Below are 21,019 nucleotides of genomic sequence, written 5' to 3'. Positions count from 1 at the left end.
ATAGAGGGATCGACTATGAATATTATTCGTGCTTGTGAAGCAAAAGGAAATATAAGAAATGAGATGAGTGTCATTTTTGTAGACGGCTTTTATCAATGGCTGAATTATTTTTCAAAGGATAAAGCTAAACTTTACAGGACATTTGCCCATATGTTTAATACAGAGGTCTTCTATACAACTGCAGTTGACAATCATATTTCGGCTATAGCCGCCTGTACAAACAATACACCTTCAGTGAAATTGAAATATAGTGAATTTAGAAAGCATCTTGGTTTAATCATGGGAAGTATTGCTTATATCATTCTCAGAAAAGAATTTGAGAAAAAACAATATCCGTTTCAAATTTCTGAAAATATGGGTGCTATCGAATTTGTGGCAACGTCGGTTAATTATAGAGGACAGGGTATGGCGGCAGAGCTGCTAAGGACCATAATGGATTCAACTTCATACTGCGAATATGTACTAGAGGTAGCAGATACCAATACAAATGCCATCAAGCTTTATGAAAAACTGGGATTTGCAGAGTTTATGCGTATACCTCAAAAGCATAGTGAAAAAAGTGGTGTCAATAATCTTGTCTATATGAAGCATGTGAAGGAGAAAGAAGTTGAATCCCAGGGCTAAGGGACGAGCTGAGAAACCGATGCTGTATATTCGATTGGAAACCATTTATAAAAATAGAAGGAATACGGTTAGAGTAATTTTCCGCGAAAAAGAGGCTTAATAGAAGTAAAGATATCAAAATATATCTAAGAAGGAGATTATTTATTATGGCATCTGTATTCAAAGAAGAGAAACTTTATCGGATCCAGGTAAGTAAACCATGCCGGGTAATAGGTATACTCGACAATGTATTTGGCGGGTTTTATCCTTTTTTAGACGATATTAAAGAAGAAAACTGGGGAATGATCCCGGCAGGCTGTGAAGGGTGGTTAATCAAAAAATGGGGACGAACATCCTTTTTGCCTGATGAAAACCAGAATGGAATCCAGCAATTCACACATACAAATCAGCCATTTGTGTTAATTCCATTTCATAAAATAAAAGACTCTTACAAAAAAATGAGCTAGTGGGAGTTGAAAATTAATAGGGTCATAGAAAAAAAGGAGAGGCTGCTGCAGTGATTAATGGCTGGATTCTTACACTTACTATCTTGCTGATTATAATCCCTTGTCTTTACTTTATTACCAGACATAAAAAACTAGCGGTTCAGGTATTTACTTTAGAGAGTTTTTTAAATGCACATCACTCGAATGGAAGTGCGGATACAAATAAAAGTAAATTGGATTCTATTAAAGGATTTTTTGATGAAGCCGATCATGCTGGGAACGGCGATGAAAGTAATACAGGAGACATCGATGATGGAGGCGACGATGGGGGAGAATGAGTGCCAGCAGTTTACCCGAAAATAACTTAGACCATGAGTTTCAAGGTACCCATTTGTGAAGGGCTTTTAGTCCCGCTATTTGAAAAACCTATGTTTTATTTTTATTAACTTTCTTAAAAGAAGGTTAATGTATGTAAAAAAATGGATTACGACCTTCTATTTCCGTTTGGATTCTTCTATGATTACTACTGTAACAAATATAGCAGCCAAGGAGGAATTTGAAATGAAAAAATGGTTATTAGCTATGATGGCAGTTTTAATGATTACAGGTGTGGCTACAGGCTGCAACAATGAAGAGGATCCTGAAGAGACTAACACAGAAGAAACTGAAGATACGGGAACTGAAGAAGGCACTGAAGAAGGAACAGAAGAAGGAACTGAAGAAGAAACAGAGTAAAGAATTAAATTCAAAGAAAGTGCGCCTTTTGGGGAAGGTGCACTTTCTTTTTGAATGATTGCGTAAATATTTCCATATGCAGTTTGACGAGACTGGCAGTTCCGTGCTACATTAATTTCATAATACAAAAAGGTGTGGTGAAGTATGTCGGTAGTAGGTGTCAACTAATTGTTATTAGTTGAATAAGGTGTTTATTTTCTGGTTTTAGCCAGTTTATTAAGAATGCCTTTTTTTCAAACATAAATTGTTTGAATACCTACTATAAGACTGCTTCCATTTCTAAATATTCGTCTAGCTTAAGACACTAAGCCTGCTTCAGGGTTTAGTTTGTTTATGCCTGTTCGAAATAGTACGCCCGCGGAAGCTTTCTGCCCAATTAATATTGGCGGTGGGGAAGGCTTTTGCGGGCTATTTTATTTGGAATGAGGCAGAGAAAATGAATAATATGACTTTTGAAAAATTACAATACCACGAATTGAAGAATAAAGTGAAACAGCATTGCGTCAGCAGTTTAGGGAAAGAGTTAATCGACCGGCTGCAGCCGAGTCCAAATGTGAAAGCCGTCCGCAATCGCTTAAATGAAACAAGCGAGGCCCGAAGGCTGCTGGACGCCGAAAAGCATTTGCCATTAACAGGCATTTCCAATATCACAAGCCATATTGAAAAATTGGAAAAAGGCATCATATTAACTCCCTCCGAGTTAAATGCGGTATCCGATTTTTTAAGAGGCTGCCGGAAAATCAAAAAGTTTATGGCTGATAAAGAATTTTTTGCTCCAGTCCTGTACACGTATGCGCTATCTATGACTGAATTTAGACATATTGAAGAAGAGATCTTATATGCGATTAAAGGAAACATGGTTGATTCCGGTGCCAGCAAAGAGCTGAAACGAATCAGAAATCACATAGCGAAAACAGAAGGGAAAATCGAAGAACGATTGAACAAGTTTTTGCGCAGCGGAGCAAATAAAGAATACATTCAAGAATCATATATCAGCAAAAAGGATGACCGTTTTACGATTCCGATTAAAGCATCTTTTAAAAATCAGGTAGCCGGAACCGTTATCGAAACATCTTCAAAAGGCTCGACTGTTTTCATTGAGCCTGATGCAGTTTCAAAGCTTAATGTTGAATTGGCGATGCTAAAATCGGAGGAGTCGGTAGAGGAATATCAAATATTAGCCACGCTTTCCGGAGCGATTCTAGAATCCATTCATGAGATCCGCATCAATATTGAATGCATCAGCCAGTATGACATGATTTTTGCGAAAGCGAAGTACAGTAAAAGTACGGACGCCATTGAACCGGAGATTAATAATCATGGGTATATCAAATTAGTAAGCAGTAAACACCCTTTATTAGAAGGAAATATTGTCCCGTTGGATTTTGAAATCGGGAAAGATTATAGAAGCTTAGTCATAACAGGTCCTAATGCAGGCGGGAAAACCGTCGTCTTAAAGACAATCGGAATCCTCACTCTTGCTGTCATGTCCGGGTTTCATATTATGGCGAAACCGGGAAGTGAAATCGCCATCTTTGATCATGTGTTTGTAGATATTGGCGATAATCAAAGCATAGAGAACGCACTGAGCACGTTTTCTTCCCATATGAAGAATATTTCAGAGATCATGAGTGCTTCCACGAATAATACGCTGCTGTTATTCGATGAGATTGGCAGCGGGACAGAGCCGAATGAAGGTGCCGCTTTAGCCATTGCCATTCTGGAAGAGTTTTACCATATGGGATGCATCACGATTGCCACTACTCACTATGGGGAGATTAAGCGTTATTCGGAAATGCATGATGATTTTATGAATGCTGCCATGTTATTCGACAGTGAGGAATTGAAGCCGATGTATAAGCTATTAATAGGTGAATCAGGAGAGAGCAATGCGCTTTGGATTTCCAGAAAGATGAATATCCGCGAACATGTCCTGAAGCGAGCGCAAATGTATATTGAAAACAAGGATTATAATCTGGAAGCAGTAAAAGAGAACAAAGTAAAGAAACCAGTGATAGAAGTAAATCAGACTGCAGAAGTATATCAATATGACATCGGTGACCGTGTGAAAATGATCAGCCAGGATGATTATGCCATTGTATATGAGCCAATAGATAAATTCAATAACATCAAGCTGTTCTATAAAGATGAAATAGTGGAAGTGAACAGTAAACGGATTGAATTGGACATTAAAGCAAGCGAGCTATATCCAGAAGGGTATGATATGAATACCTTATTTACCAGATACCATGAACGGAAGCTGCAGCATGATTTGGAGAGAGGTTCGAAAAAGGCGCTGCGAATGGTCCAGAAGGAGATTAGAAATAGAAAGCAGGAATAGTTTTACGAAGGCGATCTTCCACTTTTGGAGAGATCGCCTTTTCTTCAGGCTAATTATCTGACAGAATAATTTGGTAATCTGTCGCCGAAAATGCCGAGGTTCCGCTCATAAATTTGGAAGTTCGCCGATAAAATTGCGATTTCGCTCATAACTTTGGAAATACGCAGATAAAACTGCGATTTCGCTCATAACTTTGGAATTTCGCCGATAAAACTGCCGATTTCGCTCATAAATTTGGAAATTCGCCGTAAAATCTGCCGATTCGCTCAAAACTTTATAATTTCGCCGATAAAGCTGCGATCACTCGCCATTACACCATGTAATTGAAAATTCCTTACTTAGGCAAATCATTCACCTCATAGGCAGCTCGTATTCCGGATTCGATTGCCCCTTGAATCCATGTCCTGGTTTTGGATGTATGCTCTCCGGCAAAATGGACACGCCCCTCCGGTGAAACAATACCGGGGAACAATTCGGTTTCCTGTCCGGGTTCAAAGAATGAAAATCCCCCAGAAGCATATGGATTCAGTGCCCAGCTGTATGAAGCTCCTCTAACAAATTGGCTATAAACGATATTACCGTAAATTTCCGCCAGGTTTTTGAGTGCATATTGAATACGCTTTTCCTCCGGCTGACTATCCCATGTATGAGCCTCATCCGCCCAGGTATAGCTGGCAATAAGGATGGCAGGGCCGCTTGTGCCAATCCCATGACTTGGCAGATAGGTAAATCGAATCGGCTGGTCTGTAATGGTTTTGCCGCCAAGCTGGCCTGCTATTTCCCAAAACCGGGACTTAAACTCAATGGCAATTTTAGTTGCTGCCATATAATTAAGTTCGCGGATAGCTCTCCGCTTGAAATAGGAAAATGAATGAAAGGGTTCTAAATTTACAAACCGCATAGCTGAAAAGGGGATAGTGACAATGGCAAGGTCTCCGGTTATAGTGGATTGCTCTTTGGTTTGCTGATGGGATAATTGAATGGCCACGCTGTTTGTGCCCTGAATGATTCCCGTCATTTTTTGGTGGAGATGAATATCAGTTTTCAATTGAGGGAGGAAAGCCTTTGGCAATCTGTCCATTCCGCCTGTTATTTCATAGTAAGTTCCTGGAGCAGTGAAAATGACCAGCTCACGTAAAACTTCAGTGAAAGACATTCCCATAAAAGCTTCCAAATCCAGCAGCACACCGATCATATCAATCGCGCCAGCGGAAAAATAAAGGTTTAATATATAGCCAAAAGAGTATTTCTTATATTGGCTTTCTAAAATGGCCCAATTTCTTGCAGGATCTTTGCTGATAAAGTCAATAAAAGGCTGTAACGCTGTCAGCAGAAGTTCCTCAGCCGATCTTCCTCTCTCATTAGGATGAATGGGGAAATTTAATATGCCTGGATAGCGCTCATACACCTCAAGCCGAGTTTTGATGCCATTTGCGTAAAGTATATCCATAGGAGTGCGGTTTATAAAAACATTTATAGGGAGTTTGAATTTTTCTATATAGGATAAGGTCAGAGAATGGATATGAGGTATCCTCATTGGGCCTGCGTTAAAGTATAATCCTTTGCTGAAAGGGGAGCGCATAGTATAAACACGTCCGCCAATTCTGTCATTTGCTTCCAGAATAGTAATCTTATGCCCGGATTCCTTTAATAAAGAACCTGCCACCAGACCAGCCATACCTGAACCAACTATGACGATATGCTTTGGCGACCGTGTCTTTTGTAGGCCGTGATGAACCACATTCAGCATTTGATCATTCGTTAATTCCGGCTTTTTCTTCCAAGTCATCTCTCCGCCCCTTTGCAATAGGATTCATTGCAGTATATTCAGATTAAGGAATCACCATGTGTCATTATTAGTAAAAGGGCTAAAATTAGAATCTTGTCTTAATACTCCTTATGTGGCGTACAAGCTGAAAAAATTAAATCCTGCAGCTAGTTAGCCTAACCAAAACCATTAGATCATATATTGCCAAGTCAATAAGAGAATTATAGTAAGAAATATTGTCATAGGATTTGTTTGGTTGTAATTATCGAAAAATAGTTTATTTATTAAAATTTCCTTTATACTAAATAAAAAAGTTTTACAACTTAGTAGTTTAACATTTTTCAATTAGGATTGGCAGGTGCAGCGATTATGAAGTTATTAATTTCTGAAAGGGACCAGCATGAAAGAATAGCAATTGAATGGCTTATTTCAGCATACTCACTCCCAATACATCAAGTAGTTACAGCTAGCACGATGAAGGAAACGATGACATTGTTAGAAAAAGAAGCGCCTGATATTTTATATATTGAGATTGATATGATTCCGAATGAAAATTGGGCCTCTATGACAAGAATTGTCAAAAGATTCTGCAATAAGGTGATTTCAGTTTCGGCAGAAGCAACTTTTGAAAGAGCTAAACAAGCTCTTGAATGGCAAAGCGTTGATCTGCTTGTAAAGCCACTTGACCCGATTAAAATTAAACGCTGCCTTCAAATGGCCATTTCTCACGATGTACATCGTGAGCCAGCCGATATTGCATCATCAGTCTTAAAAAATAATCAGTATTCTTATCGTACTTTATTCTTACAGGATGAACTCTCGGAATCTGATGCATCCCTTATGCTTCTGCAAACAGAGAATCAAGGTGTATTAGAATTAAATGCATTCATAAGCTTTTACTCATTTATGGAGCCCCCGGTGATTATGCCTTTAATGGACGCTGTTGTCTGTGTTTTCAGAGGCACTAACGGGGGACTGAAAGAAGGGGCTTGGAAAATTTTAGGAGATTGGGAAGAGTTGAATTTTGAGCCGTTAGCAGCAGTCATCATCCCTGGAGGTATTGAAAGCGGTTCCGTTCATGAAAAATATTTAAGGGCAAGAAGCTTGTTGAAAGTGACTTTTTTTATTGGTTATAGACAGGTCATCTTTCCGAAAAATGGATATGAAACCTGGTGTGAAGTTGATCCCTTTTTGACTCCAAATGAACAACGTGAGTGGATAAATATGATGAACAGTTTTGATAAGCCAAAAATAAAAGAATGGATGCATGATGAATTTTCACATATTCATACACCTTTTCCAAATCCAGAAAACCTTCGTACAAGATTGACTAGTATTTTAGCCCAGATTAGGCGTTTTATGAAGACCTATAAGCTCGACAAACAACAATTGGAAAGTGATTATATGAAAATATACTCTGAAATATTAAACAATAGCGTTTTATTTCGAATCGTACAGGAAATGCTTTTATTTATCTATCAAATAATTGATTGTGCTCTTCAGGCAGAAGCAGTTTCTAAAAATGATGTAATAGAAAAAGGAATCAGGTTTATTGAATTAAATTATAGTAACCCAGATTTATCATTGGAGATAGTTGCTGAAGAAGTCGGCAGGAACCCTTCATATTATAGCCACTTATTAATGAAAAAGCACGGCACGCCTTTCCGGCAGATCTTAACTAATGTAAGAATTCAAGAGGCAAAACGACTTTTAACTTCTACGGAATTTTCAATTAAAGAAATATCGTATAAAGTTGGTTTCCATAACCCCAATTATTTTGCACGCCTGTTTAAAGAAACTACTTACTTTACACCAAGAGAATATCGATTAATTAAATAGTACATATAATTTCTCTGGTTCATCTAAAAAAAATATAGAAAACTAAAATAATTATAGATTTCCATGATAGACACAATTAAATATCAAATAAATGTATTGATGTTCAAAACGAAGGTGCATTTTTATCAAACGTTGTATAATTTATAATTTTCAGTAAATTAGCAGGAAGTTGGTGAGTACACCGTTTTAGTAACACAGTGTAATTATCTTACTAGGTATGAAGCTTTTTTAAAAGAACAGTTGCGAAGGGAGCACGGTAAATTAGGTAAATTCGGCAGGGCTGTTAAGAGAAAATCAAATCTTACTTACTTCAGGATTGTAAAACGGGGCCGAACCCTTTAATGTATTTTTATTTGTATTTAATTTGTAAAAGGGGGAATTGTCATGTCTTTAGAAACGGGTAAGCCAAGCAGTCCAGAGATAATGGTTGAGACAGAAAGGAAAACACGTAAAGGTGTTTTCTGGCCAGCGTTCCTGATTGTAGGCGGAGGGGCTATTCTGGGGATCGTAAACAACAAAATGCTGACTGACATTTCAATGAATGGTTTTTTAGGTTCATTACGAGGATTAGGCTGGCTTTATCAAATTATTTCTATAGTAGCTTTGGTCATTGTTGCACTGGTCACGTTCACAAAGCTTGGGAAAGTGCGGCTGGGGGGAGATGATGCAAAGCCAAAGTTTTCATTCCCTGTTTGGTTTGCGATGGCATTAACAGGGGGGATTGCAACAGGTGTTATCACATATGGGGTCAATGAACCCATTATCTATTTTGGGAATATTTATGGAGAAATGGAGCAAACCGGAATCACCCCAGGAACCACAGAAGCAGCAATTTTTGCAATGGGGCGAAGCTTCTATAATTGGAGCTTTATACCTTATGCCATGTATTCCTTAAGTGGCCTCGTTGTAGCGTACATGTACTTTAATCGTAAAAAATCTCTCTCGGTTACAGCCACGTTAATTCCCTTATTCGGAGACAAGGTGACAAAGGGTATTTGGACGAGCATCATTGATACTTTGTCGGTACTAGCCATTGCATTAGGTCTAGCATCTTCACTTGGTGCAGGGTTGGCTCTTGTTGGCTCAGGAATTGAGACAACTTATGGAATTCAGCAGGGACCTGTTGTTTGGCTGGTATTAACCTTCCTAATAACTGGTACATTTACACTTTCTGCTTTGAAAGGTTTAGATAAAGGGATTCGTATCTTATCTGATGTAAATGCAAAAATCTTTTATGTTATCTTAATTACTATCATAATTGTTGGTCCCACTCTATATATACTGCGCACTTCTACTGCAGGGATGGGATATTGGCTTCAGAATTTCTGGTCTTGGGGACTGGATCCTATAGACATGGGCGGGGAAGCGCTTGTCATGTGGTGGACTTTGTATGACTGGGCCATCTGGATAGCATATGCACCATTAATGGGAATTTTTCTGGCTATTATCTCGCATGGAAGAACCATTCGAGAGTTCATGCTGATCAATTGGATTTTACCCTCTGTATTTAGCATCATCTGGTTTGGAATCTGGGGAGGAACGGCATTATTCTGGCAGCAAAATGACGTGGTGGATCTGGTTGGGACAATAACAGAAAGCGGAGCAGTTGCTGGACTATGGGCTTTCTTAGCTAATTTGCCTCTAGGCAGTATATTAATTCCTGTTATCATGATAACCCTAATTCTTTCTTTTGCAACTGCTGCCGATTCCATGGTTCGGACCATTGCATCGTTATGTACCGAGAATATACGTCATGACGAGGAACCTGCTAAGTGGAAAAAGCTTCTTTGGGCACTTTCGATTGCTGCGATAGCATTTATCATGGTGGCATATGCTGGTGGAGCACAAGGGGTTGACGGAGTAAAATATTTAGCAGCCCTTGGAGGTTCAACAGTCCTCTTTATATTTGTACTTCAAGTCGCGTCCGCGATAAAGATGTTTTTTATTGATAAAGTTGAAAGATAGATCGCATAGAAATGGGGGGATGGAGAATGCATGCTAAAGATATAAGAAAGGTTGTCTTAGGCAATAGACTGACACTAGGAGAGGTTGTAGCGGTCGCCCGGTTTAAGGCTGATGTTGAATTTTCTGCAGTTTATCAGGTGAAGGTGGATAAATCTCGGCGTCTGTTAGAAAAGCAGATCGAGCAGGGGGAAATCATGTATGGTGTTAATACCGGTTTTGGAGCACTCTATACTCAAATAATCTCTCCTGAAGAAACTGCACAGCTGCAGAGAAACATTTTATTATCTCACGCAGCCTCTGTTGGTGAACCACTTCCAAAAGAAGTCGTAAGAGCGATAATGCTAATGGTTCTGCAAAATCTTGGCCAGGGTTATTCTGGTGTTCGTCTTGAAACTTTGGAGATGTACCGACAATTCTTAAATTTAAACTTGACTCCATTTTCTCCAAAAGAAGGATCGGTGGGATATTTAAGTCCAGAGGCTCATATCGCCCTTGTTTTAATAGGGGAAGGACAGGCTTATTTTGGCGGGGAGCTGATGTCGGCGAAAAAAGCGCTGCACCTGGCTGGGATTGAACCAATAACCCTTTCAGCAAAAGAAGGGCTGGCACTTACGAGCGGTACAACCAGTCCAACTGGCATGGGAGCACTGGCATTGTACGATATGTTAAAGGCAGCGGAGACCGCTGATATAATTGGAGCCATGTCTCTTGAAGTTTTAAAAGGAACAGTCCGAGCTTTTGATGAACGGCTGATTTCTGTACGACCGCACAAAGAACAGCAAGAAACAGCTTCCAACATACGTAAGATACTTTCAGACTCACATATGGCTAAAGCTTTTGAAAATTACCGTTTACAGGACCCCTTATCCCTAAGGGCTATTCCACAGCTGCACGGAGCTGCAAAAAAAACCCTTAATGATGCACATACAACAATTGAAATAGAGATGAATGGATGCAGTGACAATCCAATTTTATGGCCAGATAGTGAAGAAGGGGGTACAATCTCAGGCTGCAATTGTGATTCTTCCTATGTTGGCATTGAACTGGATTCTGCCTGTATCGCGGCAGCTGCCCTTGCCAAGATGTCAGAAAGGCGTAATAGCAGACTCATTAATGAAAAGCATTCCGAGTTACCCAATTTTCTAATTAAAAATGCAGGGTTAAATTCTGGTCTAATGATTCCGCAATATAGCCAAGCTGGTCTTTTAAATGATATGAAAATACTTTCCCATCCTGCAACAGCAGACAGCATTCCTACATGCGCTGATCAAGAAGATTATGTTGCGATGGGCTACAATGCAGCAAAAAAGGCACGAGAGGTTGCCTCAAAACTGGAATATGTGTTAGCAATCGAGTTGTTATCTATTTACACTGCTCACCAGTTAACTGACAATTATCCTTCACCAGGATCTGCAAGCCAAGCTGTTTTGGACAAGCTTGCTTGCTTTATCCCTAAAATGGAAGAAGACCAATATTTATATCCTTTTCTCGAAGGAATTAGAGATTTGATACATTCGGGTGAAATGATTCAATGTGTGGAGGATAAGCTAGGGAAGATTTTTAATAAAGAATTTATAAATGGGAATTTATGAAAAAACTAATTTGCATTTAATGAATAATAGATGGACTAAATACAGTTGCTTTCCCATGGCTAGAAAGGCTCCTGCTATAACAGCAGGAGCCTTTTGATATATTAGATATACTATTGGACGAACAACCCGCCAGCAATGAATAGCCCGGCAGCAATCACACCGCCAATCGCTGAAACCTTCAATTTGTACCGGGCATAATCAACTAAATCCATATCGAGAATCGAAGCAGTGGTAATGGTCGTATCTCCAAGCGGTGAGGTTAACGCTCCGAATGCCCCGCTTGCAAATACGGCTCCAACAGTAAGCGGAATGGAGGCGCCAGTCGAAACCGCCAGGGTAATTCCAAGCGGCATGAATAATCCCCAGGTTCCCCACGAGCTTCCAATAAAGTAGCCGACCACTGATCCGAGCACGAAGATGGCTGCTGGAGTCAGGAAGGCTGGCAGAAAGCTTCCAAGTGAATGCCCGATAAAGTCGGAGAACCCAAGATCCTCCGCCGCCAGTGTCAGCGCCCAAATCAGAATGAGCAGGCTGATCGCCTCCATCATCTGATTGCCTCCGTCATAAAAATGATAAAGAATTTCGTTCATCTTCTCCCGTCTAATTATGTAGAAAACAAAGGTTAAAACGAGGGTAATAAAAACAGCCAGCAGCATCACAAATGTAGCATCTGCCATGGAAAAAGCCTCAAATATTGTATTTGCGCCCTGTGCCATGCCATCCTGCCATAACAGGAACAAAGAAAAGGCAAGCAATAAAAAGACCGGGAAAATCAAATGCCATGGCTGGGCTTTGACAAGCGATAATTCCTTCTTAATTCCCATCCGGTGGAATTCATGCTCTTCTTCTTCCAGATCTGTATGGGCTTGCTCCTGCCCTTGCTTTTTTCTTCGCGGCCAGAATGTCTGAAAAATACCAATCAGCAGCATAATGATCGCGTAAAAGTTAAACAAAATACTTAATAAAAAAATCTCATATGCCGACATATCCAGGTTCAGCCCGCTGATGCCGCCTTCAACCAGAGACACCATGAAGCCTACAAATGCCGTTGCAACCGGAAGCAGCACGATGACTGATTCGGTTGAAATATCCAAAGTCATGCCCACTTTTTGCTTGGACAGGTTCATCTTTTTGATTAAGGATTTTATAATAGGCCCAATCATCATAATTCGAACCCTCGGCATCATGAAGGTGAAGGGGAGGGTGATCCAGATGAACAAAAGAAGACCGCGTTCTGACCGAATCCGCCTCCCGGCCCATTCGGAAAACCCCTTAATGCCACCCGCAATATTCATCATCCCGACAAGCCCGCCGAACAGATATAAAAATCCGACTATCTTGATATTCGTTTCATCGGATAGGGTCGTTACAATATAAGCCACCGACTGTTCCGTCCCCGCAAGCAAGTCTGCCGAAACTATAATGGAGCCTACAAGTATGCCCACTACCAAACCCGGCAGGATGTTCTTCAGCCAGATGGACATTCCGATTACGATTAGAAATGGTATGAGCGATAGCCAGGTGTTATTCAAGTTTATGCCCTCCAATGAAAATGCCGTTACTAAATTAGTATTGCCAGGGAAGAGGGGTAAATTCCTGAAATTTGACCGCTATTCATGATACGTCTACTCCTGTGGTGAAGGGTACTGCCAGCTATTAGCAGGTACATCCTTTTTTGCTTTAATAAATGAAACCCGCTGAATATGGGTGTTTGATTCAGTAACAATCCCCCATCCTGACACATATTTTGATGAAGAGAGTATCCGAAGAACAGACAGGATCATGATTGATTTCTGATGTTCTTCATTATGCCCCTTCATGTTGCTGGCACATTATATTAAAAAATTCGGAGGTATGATCATGAATGATTTCCAAAACGAACTTCAAATGCTGAATGTTGGTGATTTCCATGCGAACGAGGCCGTTCCGTGGGATCAGAACCAATACTATATGGATCAGGCTCGGCAATGCGGCGGGTTTGGCGGCTGCTTTAGCTGTTTTTTCTTTTTCTGCTTCAGCTGCTTTAACTGCTTTAATTGTTTCCGGTGCTCTAACTGTTTTAGATGCGGAGGCCGCTGTGGCGGGCGCTGCGGTGGCCGTTGCGGCGGACGCTAGCCTGTTTGGTATTTTCAGTTTTATAAGAAAAGGGAAGCCCCTCAGTATGGAGGGGCTTTTCATCTGAGTCTCAGACATATGAGACAAATCCCAATACATAGAATGATGGAGAAGGTATGTTTCATAAATAGGCATAGTTTACGGGTAAGGAGGAGCGAAATGAAAAATTTGACCCCTTCTGTGCGGCTGAAGGTAAAAAGGGACACGTTTTTTATCCCTGATCCAGCCAAAGGTGTGTATTTTCGGAATAATGCAAGCTCCTTCCGCATGGAAGGCAGCATGATCGATCAGTGGGTTCAAAAGCTGATGCCAATGTTTAATGGCGAGTATTCGCTGGGGGAATTGACAGCCGGCTTGCCAGGCCCGCATAGGAATCGGGTGTTTGAAATTGCAGAAGTGCTGTACCGTAACGGCTTTGTACGGGACGTAAGCGGGGACCATCCTCATCAATTGGAAGAGCATGTTCTTAAAAAGTATTCTTCCCAGATTGAATTGCTGGAAAGCTTTGGTGATTCGGGTGCATTTCGCTTCCAGGCCTACCGGAAGGCAAAAGTGCTGGCAGCAGGATCCGGGCCTTTTTTCGTTTCGCTGGTTTCTTCGCTGATTGAGTCGGGATTGCCTAAGGTTCATATGTTTATAACGGACCCTGAATCGACTAATACACAGCGGCTGAAGGAGATAGTCGCACATGCCCGGCAAATAGACCCCGAAGTTACTGCAGAGGAGGCAGCCCGCGAGAGTGAGGAAGATCATACCTGGGCAGAATTGATTCAGCCGTATGATTCCATTTTATATGTGTCAGAAGCAGGGAATGTTGAGGAGCTGCAGGTTATACATGCCGCTTGCAGGAAAGAGAAGAAGATATTTATTCCTGCTTTTATCCACAAACAGGCAGGTATGGCAGGTCCCATCGTGCATCCGGAATCAGATGGGTGCTGGGAGTCTGCCTGGCATCGCGTACATCAATCCGCGTTTTGCGAAGACAAGCAATTGCACACCAGCTCCTCCACGGCAGGAGCCATGCTGGCTAATTTGATCGTGTTTGAACTGTTTAAAGAGGTTACTGGATTAATCAGTGCTGAACAGAGAAATCAGTTTTTCCTGCTGAATCTAGAGACGCTTGAAGGAAATTGGCATTCCTGCCTGCCTCATCCGATCCTGACCGGAAATGCAGCTGTGGAATGGATTCAAGATGTTGATCAGAGGATCGGTCAGAGTTCCGGAAGAAATAATCCTGACAGCTTGTTTCTTTTTTTCAGCCAATTGACTTCCAAAGAATCTGGGATTTTTCATACATGGGAGGAAGGGGATTTAAAGCAGCTTCCTTTAGCGCAATGCGAGGTTCAGGCAGTCGATCCGTTGTCAAAGGGACCGGCGGATCTGCTGCCGAACATTGTCTGCACCGAATTGAGCCATACGGAGGCACGCCGGGAAGCGGGTTTGACCGGGATTGAAGCGTATGTGTCGCGGATGGCCGGCCGGCTTGACCTGCCTCCAAATATTGAAATAAAGGAAAATATTGTAGATTTTTCTGATCCAGCTGGAATTGGAGCAGGGGAAACATTTGCAGAGGGTGTTTTACGCGGGCTGGATAGGTGTTTGGAAAAGGAACTGGCTAAGCGTCAAGCGATTCAGAAAACAGTTGCTCCGCTGCGATTGAGTGCAGTAGATGATGAACGCTGCAGGTTCTATTTGGATGCATTGACAACGCTGCAGGGAACACCGAAAATCTGCCTGGGTGAGGAAGTGTCCGGCTTCCCTGTGGTCTGGGTAGGTACGAACCATCGCTGGTTTGGCAGTGTTGGCTTTAATATGACATTAGCTTTGAGGAAAGCGCTGCAGCATGCGATTATACAGGTGCAAAACCAAATGGGCAGACATAAGGGAACTGCAGTGGAGGCATCATCTGTGCTTCTGGAAGAAAATGAGCCTCAATGTCTAGTCATTCCTCCTTGTGATGAGAAGGAACAATCCCAGATCTTGCTGTATGCCAGACAGGTGCTGGAAGAGAACAGCAAGCGGCTCTTTGTCTGTGAATTTTCGTTCGAACCATTCTTGAAAGAGAGTCTGGCAGGGGTTTATGGGGTGTTCATACGAGAGGAGGAATCTCAGTGAGCGCTATCGTGGTAGTCGTGGGAGAAGGACTGCTGGCGGACAGCATATGCAAAGAACTGCCCGCCGAATATAAGGTAGTTCATCATGTGAATTTCGAGCCTGAACTGCCGGATGGGACTGATTTGATTCTGGTGGTGAACGATACCTGGATGCCTTCAGCTCATAAAAAGGCGGAAGAAGTGTCACGATCATCAGGTATTCCCTGGCTGAGAGGTTTTGTATCATTTGGAGAGGGTGTGATTGGCCCATTCGTTCACCCGTCCGAGCCGGGATGCTCACAGTGTGCGGACACTCGAAAACTTCTGGCAGGGCGTGACCGGGAAGAGATGTGGGAATTGCAGCAAAGATTCGAAGAGAGCAGCGGATTAAAGCGTGACGCATGGTCATCGCGCTCGGGACTTTTACAGATGTCCTACCTGCTTGCGGCAGAGGTGCACAGGGTCCTGGAGGACAGCTTGGCGGACCTGGAAAGGCGAATGTATTTGGTCAGCCTGAAAACATTTAAAACCTCTTGCCACCTCATTCTGCCGGATTCATTGTGCCAAGTGTGCAGCTCCCTGCCTGAAGATTCACAGGCAGCTGCAAGAATTACCATCAAGCCAAGTCCGAAAATAAGCGCAGACAGTTACCGCTGCCGCTCATTGGAAGATTTAGATCAAACGCTCGTCAGAAATTACCTGGATCCGAGGACAGGTTTATTAAATGGCAAAATGTATGATTTCACACCGCCTTTTGCGGATGTAGTCGTAAACCTTCCGATGTTTAGAGGGGACGAAGGTGTGGCTGGCCGCACTCATTCCTATAAAGTGAGCGAGCTGACAGCCATTTTGGAGGGGCTTGAACGTTCCTGCGGCATATCGCCCCGTGGAAAGAGGACAGCAGTCTATGACAGTTTCCGTAACCTGGAAGATCAGGCTCTTAATCCTTTAAAAGTAGGTGTGCATGCAGATGAACAGTATGCACGGCCGCACTTTCCATTTAAAAAATTTGATCCTGATATTCCGATGAATTGGGTATGGGGTTATTCGTTTTTGCAGGAGCGCCCGATTTTGGTTCCTGAGCTGCTTGCTTATTACAGCCTAGGGTGCGGGAATGGATTTGTCTATGAAACATCCAACGGATGCGCACTGGGCGGCAGCCTGGAAGAAGCGATCTTCTACGGTATTTTAGAAGTGGTGGAGCGTGATTCATTCCTGATGGCCTGGTACGGGCAGCTGGCCCTTCCGCGTCTTGATCCTTATTCCTCCAATGACCAGGAATTGCATCTGATGATTGATCGGGTGAGAACAGTGGCGGGATATGATCTGCATCTGTATAACGCGACAATGGAGCATGGAATTCCGAGTATTTGGGCGATGGCGAAAAACAGGAAGAAAAAAGGCTTGAATATCATTTGCGCGGCCGGAGCCCATCCCGACCCGGTACGGGCGGTAAAAAGCGCGGTTCATGAGTTAGCTGGAATGATGGGGACACTGGACGATAAGTTTGACGAGAACAAGACGGATTTACAGCAAATGCTGCAAAATTCTTCCCTCGTCGGCAAAATGGATGACCATGGGATGCTTTACGGTTTACCGGAAGCAGAGGAGCGCCTAAAGTTTTTGCTGGATGAAAATCGTCCGCTCCGAACGTTTTCAGAGGAGTTCAAGCGGGATAGGAGACATGCAGATCTGACAGATGATCTGCAGGACCTTCTTCAGGCATTGCACCGGCAAAATCTGGATGCAATAGTGGTGGATCAGACGACACCGGAAATAAAACGGAGTGGGTTGCATTGTGTCAAGGTTCTGATTCCCGGTATGCTGCCCATGACATTTGGACACCACCTGACACGTGTAACAGGGCTGGAAAGGGTGTTAAAGGTTCCAATGAATCTCGGATATGTAAAAGAGCCGCTTACACTTGAACAGCTTAATCCACATCCCCACCCATTTCCATAAGCCCTGACCGGGAGGTAAATAGGATGAATCCAGATACATTTCTGCACAATTTGCATTTTGATATTGACCAGATAAGCCCGCCGGATTGGGAAGTGGATTGGGACGATGCACCGCTTGCCTATAAGCTTTACCGGGGCTTGCCAGTTGTTCCCCTGTCGCTGGAGGTTCCCCTTTCTCTTGAAGAATGCGAGGCACCGGCAAATCCTGACCTTAGGAGAATCGGTCATTTTCTTTGGTATACCTTCGGCCTTAATCAGTTTAGCCAATCTGTCTCTCCAATGGGTTCCAATGAAGAGGCGGATGGGTTTATGCAGTCGCTTCGGCGGTCTGTACCTTCTGGCGGAGCGCTGTATCCTAACGAATTATACATGTTTCTGAAATTGGATGATTTGCCGGAGGGGATCTACCACTATGATGTGCTGCACCACCGCCTGGTGCTGCTGCGCAAGGGTAATTTCGATTCCTATATTGCCCATGCTCTTGGCAATCGCTGTGATGTGTCATCTTGTTTTGGGACTGTGTTTGTGACGACCATGTTCTGGAAAAATTACTTTAAATACAATAACTTTGCTTATCGTCTGCAGGGCTTGGATGCAGGTGTAGTGATTGGACAGTTATTGGAGGTTACAAAGAGGTTTGGTTTTGCAGCGGGAGTTTACTTTCAATTTCTTGATCGTGCTCTTAACCATCTCCTTGGACTGTCTGATCAGGAGGAAAGCGTATATGCCGTTATCCCGCTGTCAGTTGAACCGACCAGCTGGTTTGCGAACAGAAGCAGCAGGGACGAAATGGCCACTGCCTCTGATTTGTGCCAGGAAGTAACATCGATTGATAATAATTACTGCGTCAGATCCATCAAAGTGAAAGAATTTCCGATATTAACCAGCATCAATAAAGCATCCATGCAGGAATCAGCTAAATCGTTTCGTCAAATCATCACCCAAGAAAGCAATTGTGAAGGCCGGCATTTGACTCTTCCCCCTGTAAAAAGGATATCGTATGATTTGGCGGCAGTCTGCCGGGAGCGCTTTTCACCGGACATGGATTTCGTTTCAGGCAAGGTAAGCCAGGAGCAGCTTGCTGCACTGCTTCAGGAGGCGACAGAATCCTATTTGTATAGAAACGATTTAGATATGGCTCTAGAAAAGCGCGCGTCACGTGTAACTCTATATGTGTGTTTGAATAATGTCGAAGGGATTCCGGATGGGGCTTACTATTACGACCGCGATGCTCATTCACTAAGGGAGCTTAATCCCGGAGACCATCGGCTTGCGCTTCAATACGGAATGCCTGCTGGCAATGTGAATCTGTACCAAGTCCCGCTCTGCTTTCATGTGGCAGGGGATAAAGATTTCTATAGAACTACACTTGGGTACAGAGGCTATCGCATCCAGCAAATGGAAGCGGGCATGCTCGTGCAGCGGCTGCTTTTAGCAGCGACAGCTCTTGGGATGGGCGGACATCCGCTTCTCGGGTTTGATGTGAAATTGTGTGATGATATATACAGAATGGATACACAGGGAAAAACCAGTCTGATCCAAATCCCGATTGGCTTCTACCGGGCCCGACCGTGGCTGAGGGGAAATTTGATTAGCTAGATTAGAAGATGATTCTGCCCGCAGTAAAAGAATTGTCCCGATTAGCGGCCATCCATAATGAGGATTGGAAAATTCAATCAAACTGTAAAAAAATATTGTTAAATCTATTTTTAAAACCGTTAATAAAGATTTGACAAGGGAAGGCTGTTCCGACAGCCTTTTTTTATACTTAGTTAAGCTTGTGAAACATTGTACTTAACTATAGGGTGCAAGAGTTGAAGATCCAATAGGCTCCGGCTCTTTTTTCTTATTCAGCTAAAGAGCAGCATAAGTTGATTTAATTATATTTAAGTTTTACCTTGACCAAGTTTTCAGTTGATCTATACTTAGAGTGCTGATGGAAGAATATGGGGAGTGGGTCGATTTGGATACTAAGCTTTTCTTAGACAAAATAACTAATCTTTTTAAAGAAGAACTTAGGGATAATTTGTTAGGGATTTATTTACATGGATCTCTGGCAATGGGTTGTTTTAACCCCTATAAAAGTGATATCGATTTCTTAGTCGTTGTAAAAGAAAAGCTAACACCAGTAAATAATTCCAGGATCGCAAAATTAGCTTTATCCTTACATGATGAAATGTCTAATGAGCGCGGAATAGAGTTCACTATTATCTTAGAAACTTACCTAAAAAAGTTTGTTTATCCAACTCCTTTTGAGTTTCATTACTCCGATTATCACAGGGAGAAATATCGCACATATGAGAATTATTTTTGCGGGGGATTTGAAGATGAAGATTTAGCTTCACAAATCGTTGTTGCCTATGAGAGAGGAATAACACTGTATGGAAAACCATTAAGTGAACTTTATGAACCGATCGATAGTCAATATTACCTTGCCTCCATTCTGCATGACGTGGAGGGAGCTGCAGAGGAGATTATAAGCAATCCACCTGCGTACCTGACTCCTATGTACCTAACCTTAAATCTCTGCCGAGTTCTTTTTTTTATTAAAGAAGGTAAGATATCTTCAAAGCCAGAAGGCGGGGAGTGGGGATTAACTAATCTGCCTCATAAATATCTGCAGTTGGTTGAACATTGTCTAAATGAATATAATGGTGAAACATATAGTAGTGAGGTTGTTTCCCAAACTTTTTATGAATTCATTGAATTCATGCTTAAAAAAATAAAGCAAGAATCTTATTGAGCTAACTGGTGTTTATGTTCAAGAACAGATTCGAGCTGAGAAGGATTTTTGTGCTATAGAGGCAGGATTAAATTAACCGGCAGGAAATGACTCTGTTATCTTGAATATAAGACAGAAAGATGATGGCGGAGGAAAAGTATGATAACTGATTTAGAATTGATGGAGCATCATGTGAATGTGTTATTTAGACATGATAGTGAAAATCGAGTGACAGTTGTGAATGAACCACCTTACAGTGCAGCGCCAAAAATTTTCGTTGGTGCCACTAGAATGGGGAGTATTGTAAGGTATTCAAACTCTCTGGATAAGAGTATTGCAGAGAAGTTAGAGCAAGTTATACGAGCTAACTCTGATGATCATCTAGAAAAAATTATAAGGGCATTAAGCATTGACCATCTTTTAAATACTGTATGGATTGGGCCGGCGTATGTATTCCCTGATGTAAGGGACAGAACTTATTCAAGAGCAATTAAAGTAACACATGAAAACAAAGAAATTTTAAAGCCTCATTTTCCATATACATATGAAGATTTTGATTACAAGCAACCCTGTTTTGTAATAATTGAAGACAATATACCAGTTTCAATTTGCTGTAGTGCAAGGCAGACTTCAAAAGCCGACGAAGCAAGTGTATTTACACATGAAGACTACCGTGGAAGAGCATACGGTGCAGATGTTGCAAAGGCCTGGGCTGCAGAAGTACAAATACTAGGAAGAATTGCGCTATATAGTACTTCTAAGGACAACTTAGCATCTCAATCTGTGGCAAAGAAACTACAATTAGCCCATTATGGAACAGACATTCATATAAGTTGAGT

The 21,019-nt window shown here is 42.1% G+C and carries 17 protein-coding genes; 14 read left to right on the top strand and 3 right to left on the bottom strand.

Annotation, left to right across the window (positions count from 1 at the left end; genetic code table 11):
- Window positions 1–15: 15 nt before the first annotated feature.
- The 5 genes from ACEQ1T_RS11260 to ACEQ1T_RS11240 all read left to right on the top strand — a co-directional run bounded on the left by ACEQ1T_RS11260 (window position 16) and on the right by ACEQ1T_RS11240 (window position 4,125).
- Entirely contained in the window at window positions 16–624 is a 609-nt protein-coding gene (locus ACEQ1T_RS11260) for a GNAT family N-acetyltransferase (protein ID WP_370222965.1), read from the top strand.
- A 146-nt stretch (window positions 625–770) separates the two neighbouring features.
- Complete coding sequence (locus tag ACEQ1T_RS11255) at window positions 771–1,070, top strand: hypothetical protein (RefSeq protein WP_370222964.1); 300 nt, start codon at window positions 771–773, stop codon at window positions 1,068–1,070.
- Between the two features lie 50 nt (window positions 1,071–1,120).
- A complete protein-coding gene (locus tag ACEQ1T_RS11250; RefSeq protein ID WP_206844724.1) occupies window positions 1,121–1,387 on the top strand; it encodes a hypothetical protein in 267 nt (88 codons plus the stop codon).
- A 223-nt stretch (window positions 1,388–1,610) separates the two neighbouring features.
- Window positions 1,611–1,784 (top strand): hypothetical protein, encoded by a 174-nt coding sequence (locus tag ACEQ1T_RS11245; protein ID WP_370222963.1) that lies wholly within the window; start codon window positions 1,611–1,613, stop codon window positions 1,782–1,784.
- Between the two features lie 436 nt (window positions 1,785–2,220).
- A complete protein-coding gene (locus tag ACEQ1T_RS11240) occupies window positions 2,221–4,125 on the top strand; it encodes an endonuclease MutS2 (protein ID WP_370222961.1) in 1,905 nt (634 codons plus the stop codon).
- A 334-nt stretch (window positions 4,126–4,459) separates the two neighbouring features.
- Here the strand turns inward: ACEQ1T_RS11240 and ACEQ1T_RS11235 are convergent, their stop codons facing one another.
- Entirely contained in the window at window positions 4,460–5,914 is a 1,455-nt protein-coding gene (locus ACEQ1T_RS11235) for a flavin monoamine oxidase family protein (RefSeq protein ID WP_370222960.1), read from the bottom strand.
- A gap of 348 nt (window positions 5,915–6,262) precedes the next feature.
- On the opposite strand from ACEQ1T_RS11235, the gene ACEQ1T_RS11230 reads away from it, so the two are divergent.
- From ACEQ1T_RS11230 to hutH, 3 genes are all read left to right on the top strand, one after another.
- Window positions 6,263–7,732, top strand: a complete 1,470-nt coding sequence (locus ACEQ1T_RS11230) for a helix-turn-helix domain-containing protein (RefSeq protein WP_370222959.1) — start codon at window positions 6,263–6,265, stop codon at window positions 7,730–7,732.
- Window positions 7,733–8,116: 384 nt separating this feature from the next.
- Entirely contained in the window at window positions 8,117–9,697 is a 1,581-nt protein-coding gene (locus tag ACEQ1T_RS11225; protein WP_206844737.1) for a BCCT family transporter, read from the top strand.
- A 26-nt stretch (window positions 9,698–9,723) separates the two neighbouring features.
- Window positions 9,724–11,289, top strand: coding sequence for a histidine ammonia-lyase (hutH, locus tag ACEQ1T_RS11220; protein ID WP_370222957.1), 1,566 nt, complete (start codon window positions 9,724–9,726; stop codon window positions 11,287–11,289).
- A gap of 110 nt (window positions 11,290–11,399) precedes the next feature.
- On the opposite strand, the gene ACEQ1T_RS11215 is transcribed toward hutH, so the two are convergent.
- Together ACEQ1T_RS11215 and ACEQ1T_RS11210 are read right to left on the bottom strand one after the other, a co-directional pair.
- Window positions 11,400–12,821, bottom strand: a complete 1,422-nt coding sequence (locus tag ACEQ1T_RS11215) for a Na+/H+ antiporter NhaC family protein (protein ID WP_370222956.1) — start codon at window positions 12,819–12,821, stop codon at window positions 11,400–11,402.
- A 93-nt stretch (window positions 12,822–12,914) separates the two neighbouring features.
- On the bottom strand, window positions 12,915–13,109 hold the full coding sequence (locus ACEQ1T_RS11210) for a hypothetical protein (RefSeq protein ID WP_206844743.1): 195 nt from the start codon (window positions 13,107–13,109) through the stop codon (window positions 12,915–12,917).
- Here ACEQ1T_RS11210 and ACEQ1T_RS11205 point away from each other — a divergent pair.
- From ACEQ1T_RS11205 to ACEQ1T_RS11180, 6 genes are all read left to right on the top strand, one after another.
- The gene (locus ACEQ1T_RS11205) at window positions 13,108–13,404 is read left to right on the top strand and encodes a heterocycloanthracin/sonorensin family bacteriocin (RefSeq protein ID WP_370222955.1); all 297 of its coding nucleotides are present in this window, start codon (window positions 13,108–13,110) and stop codon (window positions 13,402–13,404) included. The genes ACEQ1T_RS11210 and ACEQ1T_RS11205 overlap by 2 nt on opposite strands.
- 159 nt (window positions 13,405–13,563) lie before the next feature.
- Window positions 13,564–15,519, top strand: coding sequence for a putative thiazole-containing bacteriocin maturation protein (locus tag ACEQ1T_RS11200; RefSeq protein ID WP_370222954.1), 1,956 nt, complete (start codon window positions 13,564–13,566; stop codon window positions 15,517–15,519).
- Window positions 15,516–17,459, top strand: a complete 1,944-nt coding sequence (locus tag ACEQ1T_RS11195; protein ID WP_370222952.1) for a TOMM precursor leader peptide-binding protein — start codon at window positions 15,516–15,518, stop codon at window positions 17,457–17,459. Before ACEQ1T_RS11200 ends, ACEQ1T_RS11195 begins: the two co-directional genes overlap by 4 nt.
- A gap of 23 nt (window positions 17,460–17,482) precedes the next feature.
- Window positions 17,483–19,057, top strand: coding sequence for a SagB family peptide dehydrogenase (locus tag ACEQ1T_RS11190; protein ID WP_370222951.1), 1,575 nt, complete (start codon window positions 17,483–17,485; stop codon window positions 19,055–19,057).
- A 364-nt stretch (window positions 19,058–19,421) separates the two neighbouring features.
- Complete coding sequence (locus ACEQ1T_RS11185) at window positions 19,422–20,201, top strand: aminoglycoside adenylyltransferase domain-containing protein (protein WP_370222949.1); 780 nt, start codon at window positions 19,422–19,424, stop codon at window positions 20,199–20,201.
- Window positions 20,202–20,339: 138 nt separating this feature from the next.
- A complete protein-coding gene (locus ACEQ1T_RS11180; protein ID WP_370222948.1) occupies window positions 20,340–21,017 on the top strand; it encodes a GNAT family N-acetyltransferase in 678 nt (225 codons plus the stop codon).
- The last annotated feature ends 2 nt before the right edge of the window (window positions 21,018–21,019 follow it).

Source organism: Cytobacillus sp. (assembly GCF_964223445.1).
Lineage (GTDB): Bacteria > Bacillota > Bacilli > Bacillales > Cytobacillaceae > Cytobacillus.
The sequence above is the reverse complement of the archived record's forward strand: the minus strand, read 5'-3'. Positions and strand labels throughout refer to the sequence as shown.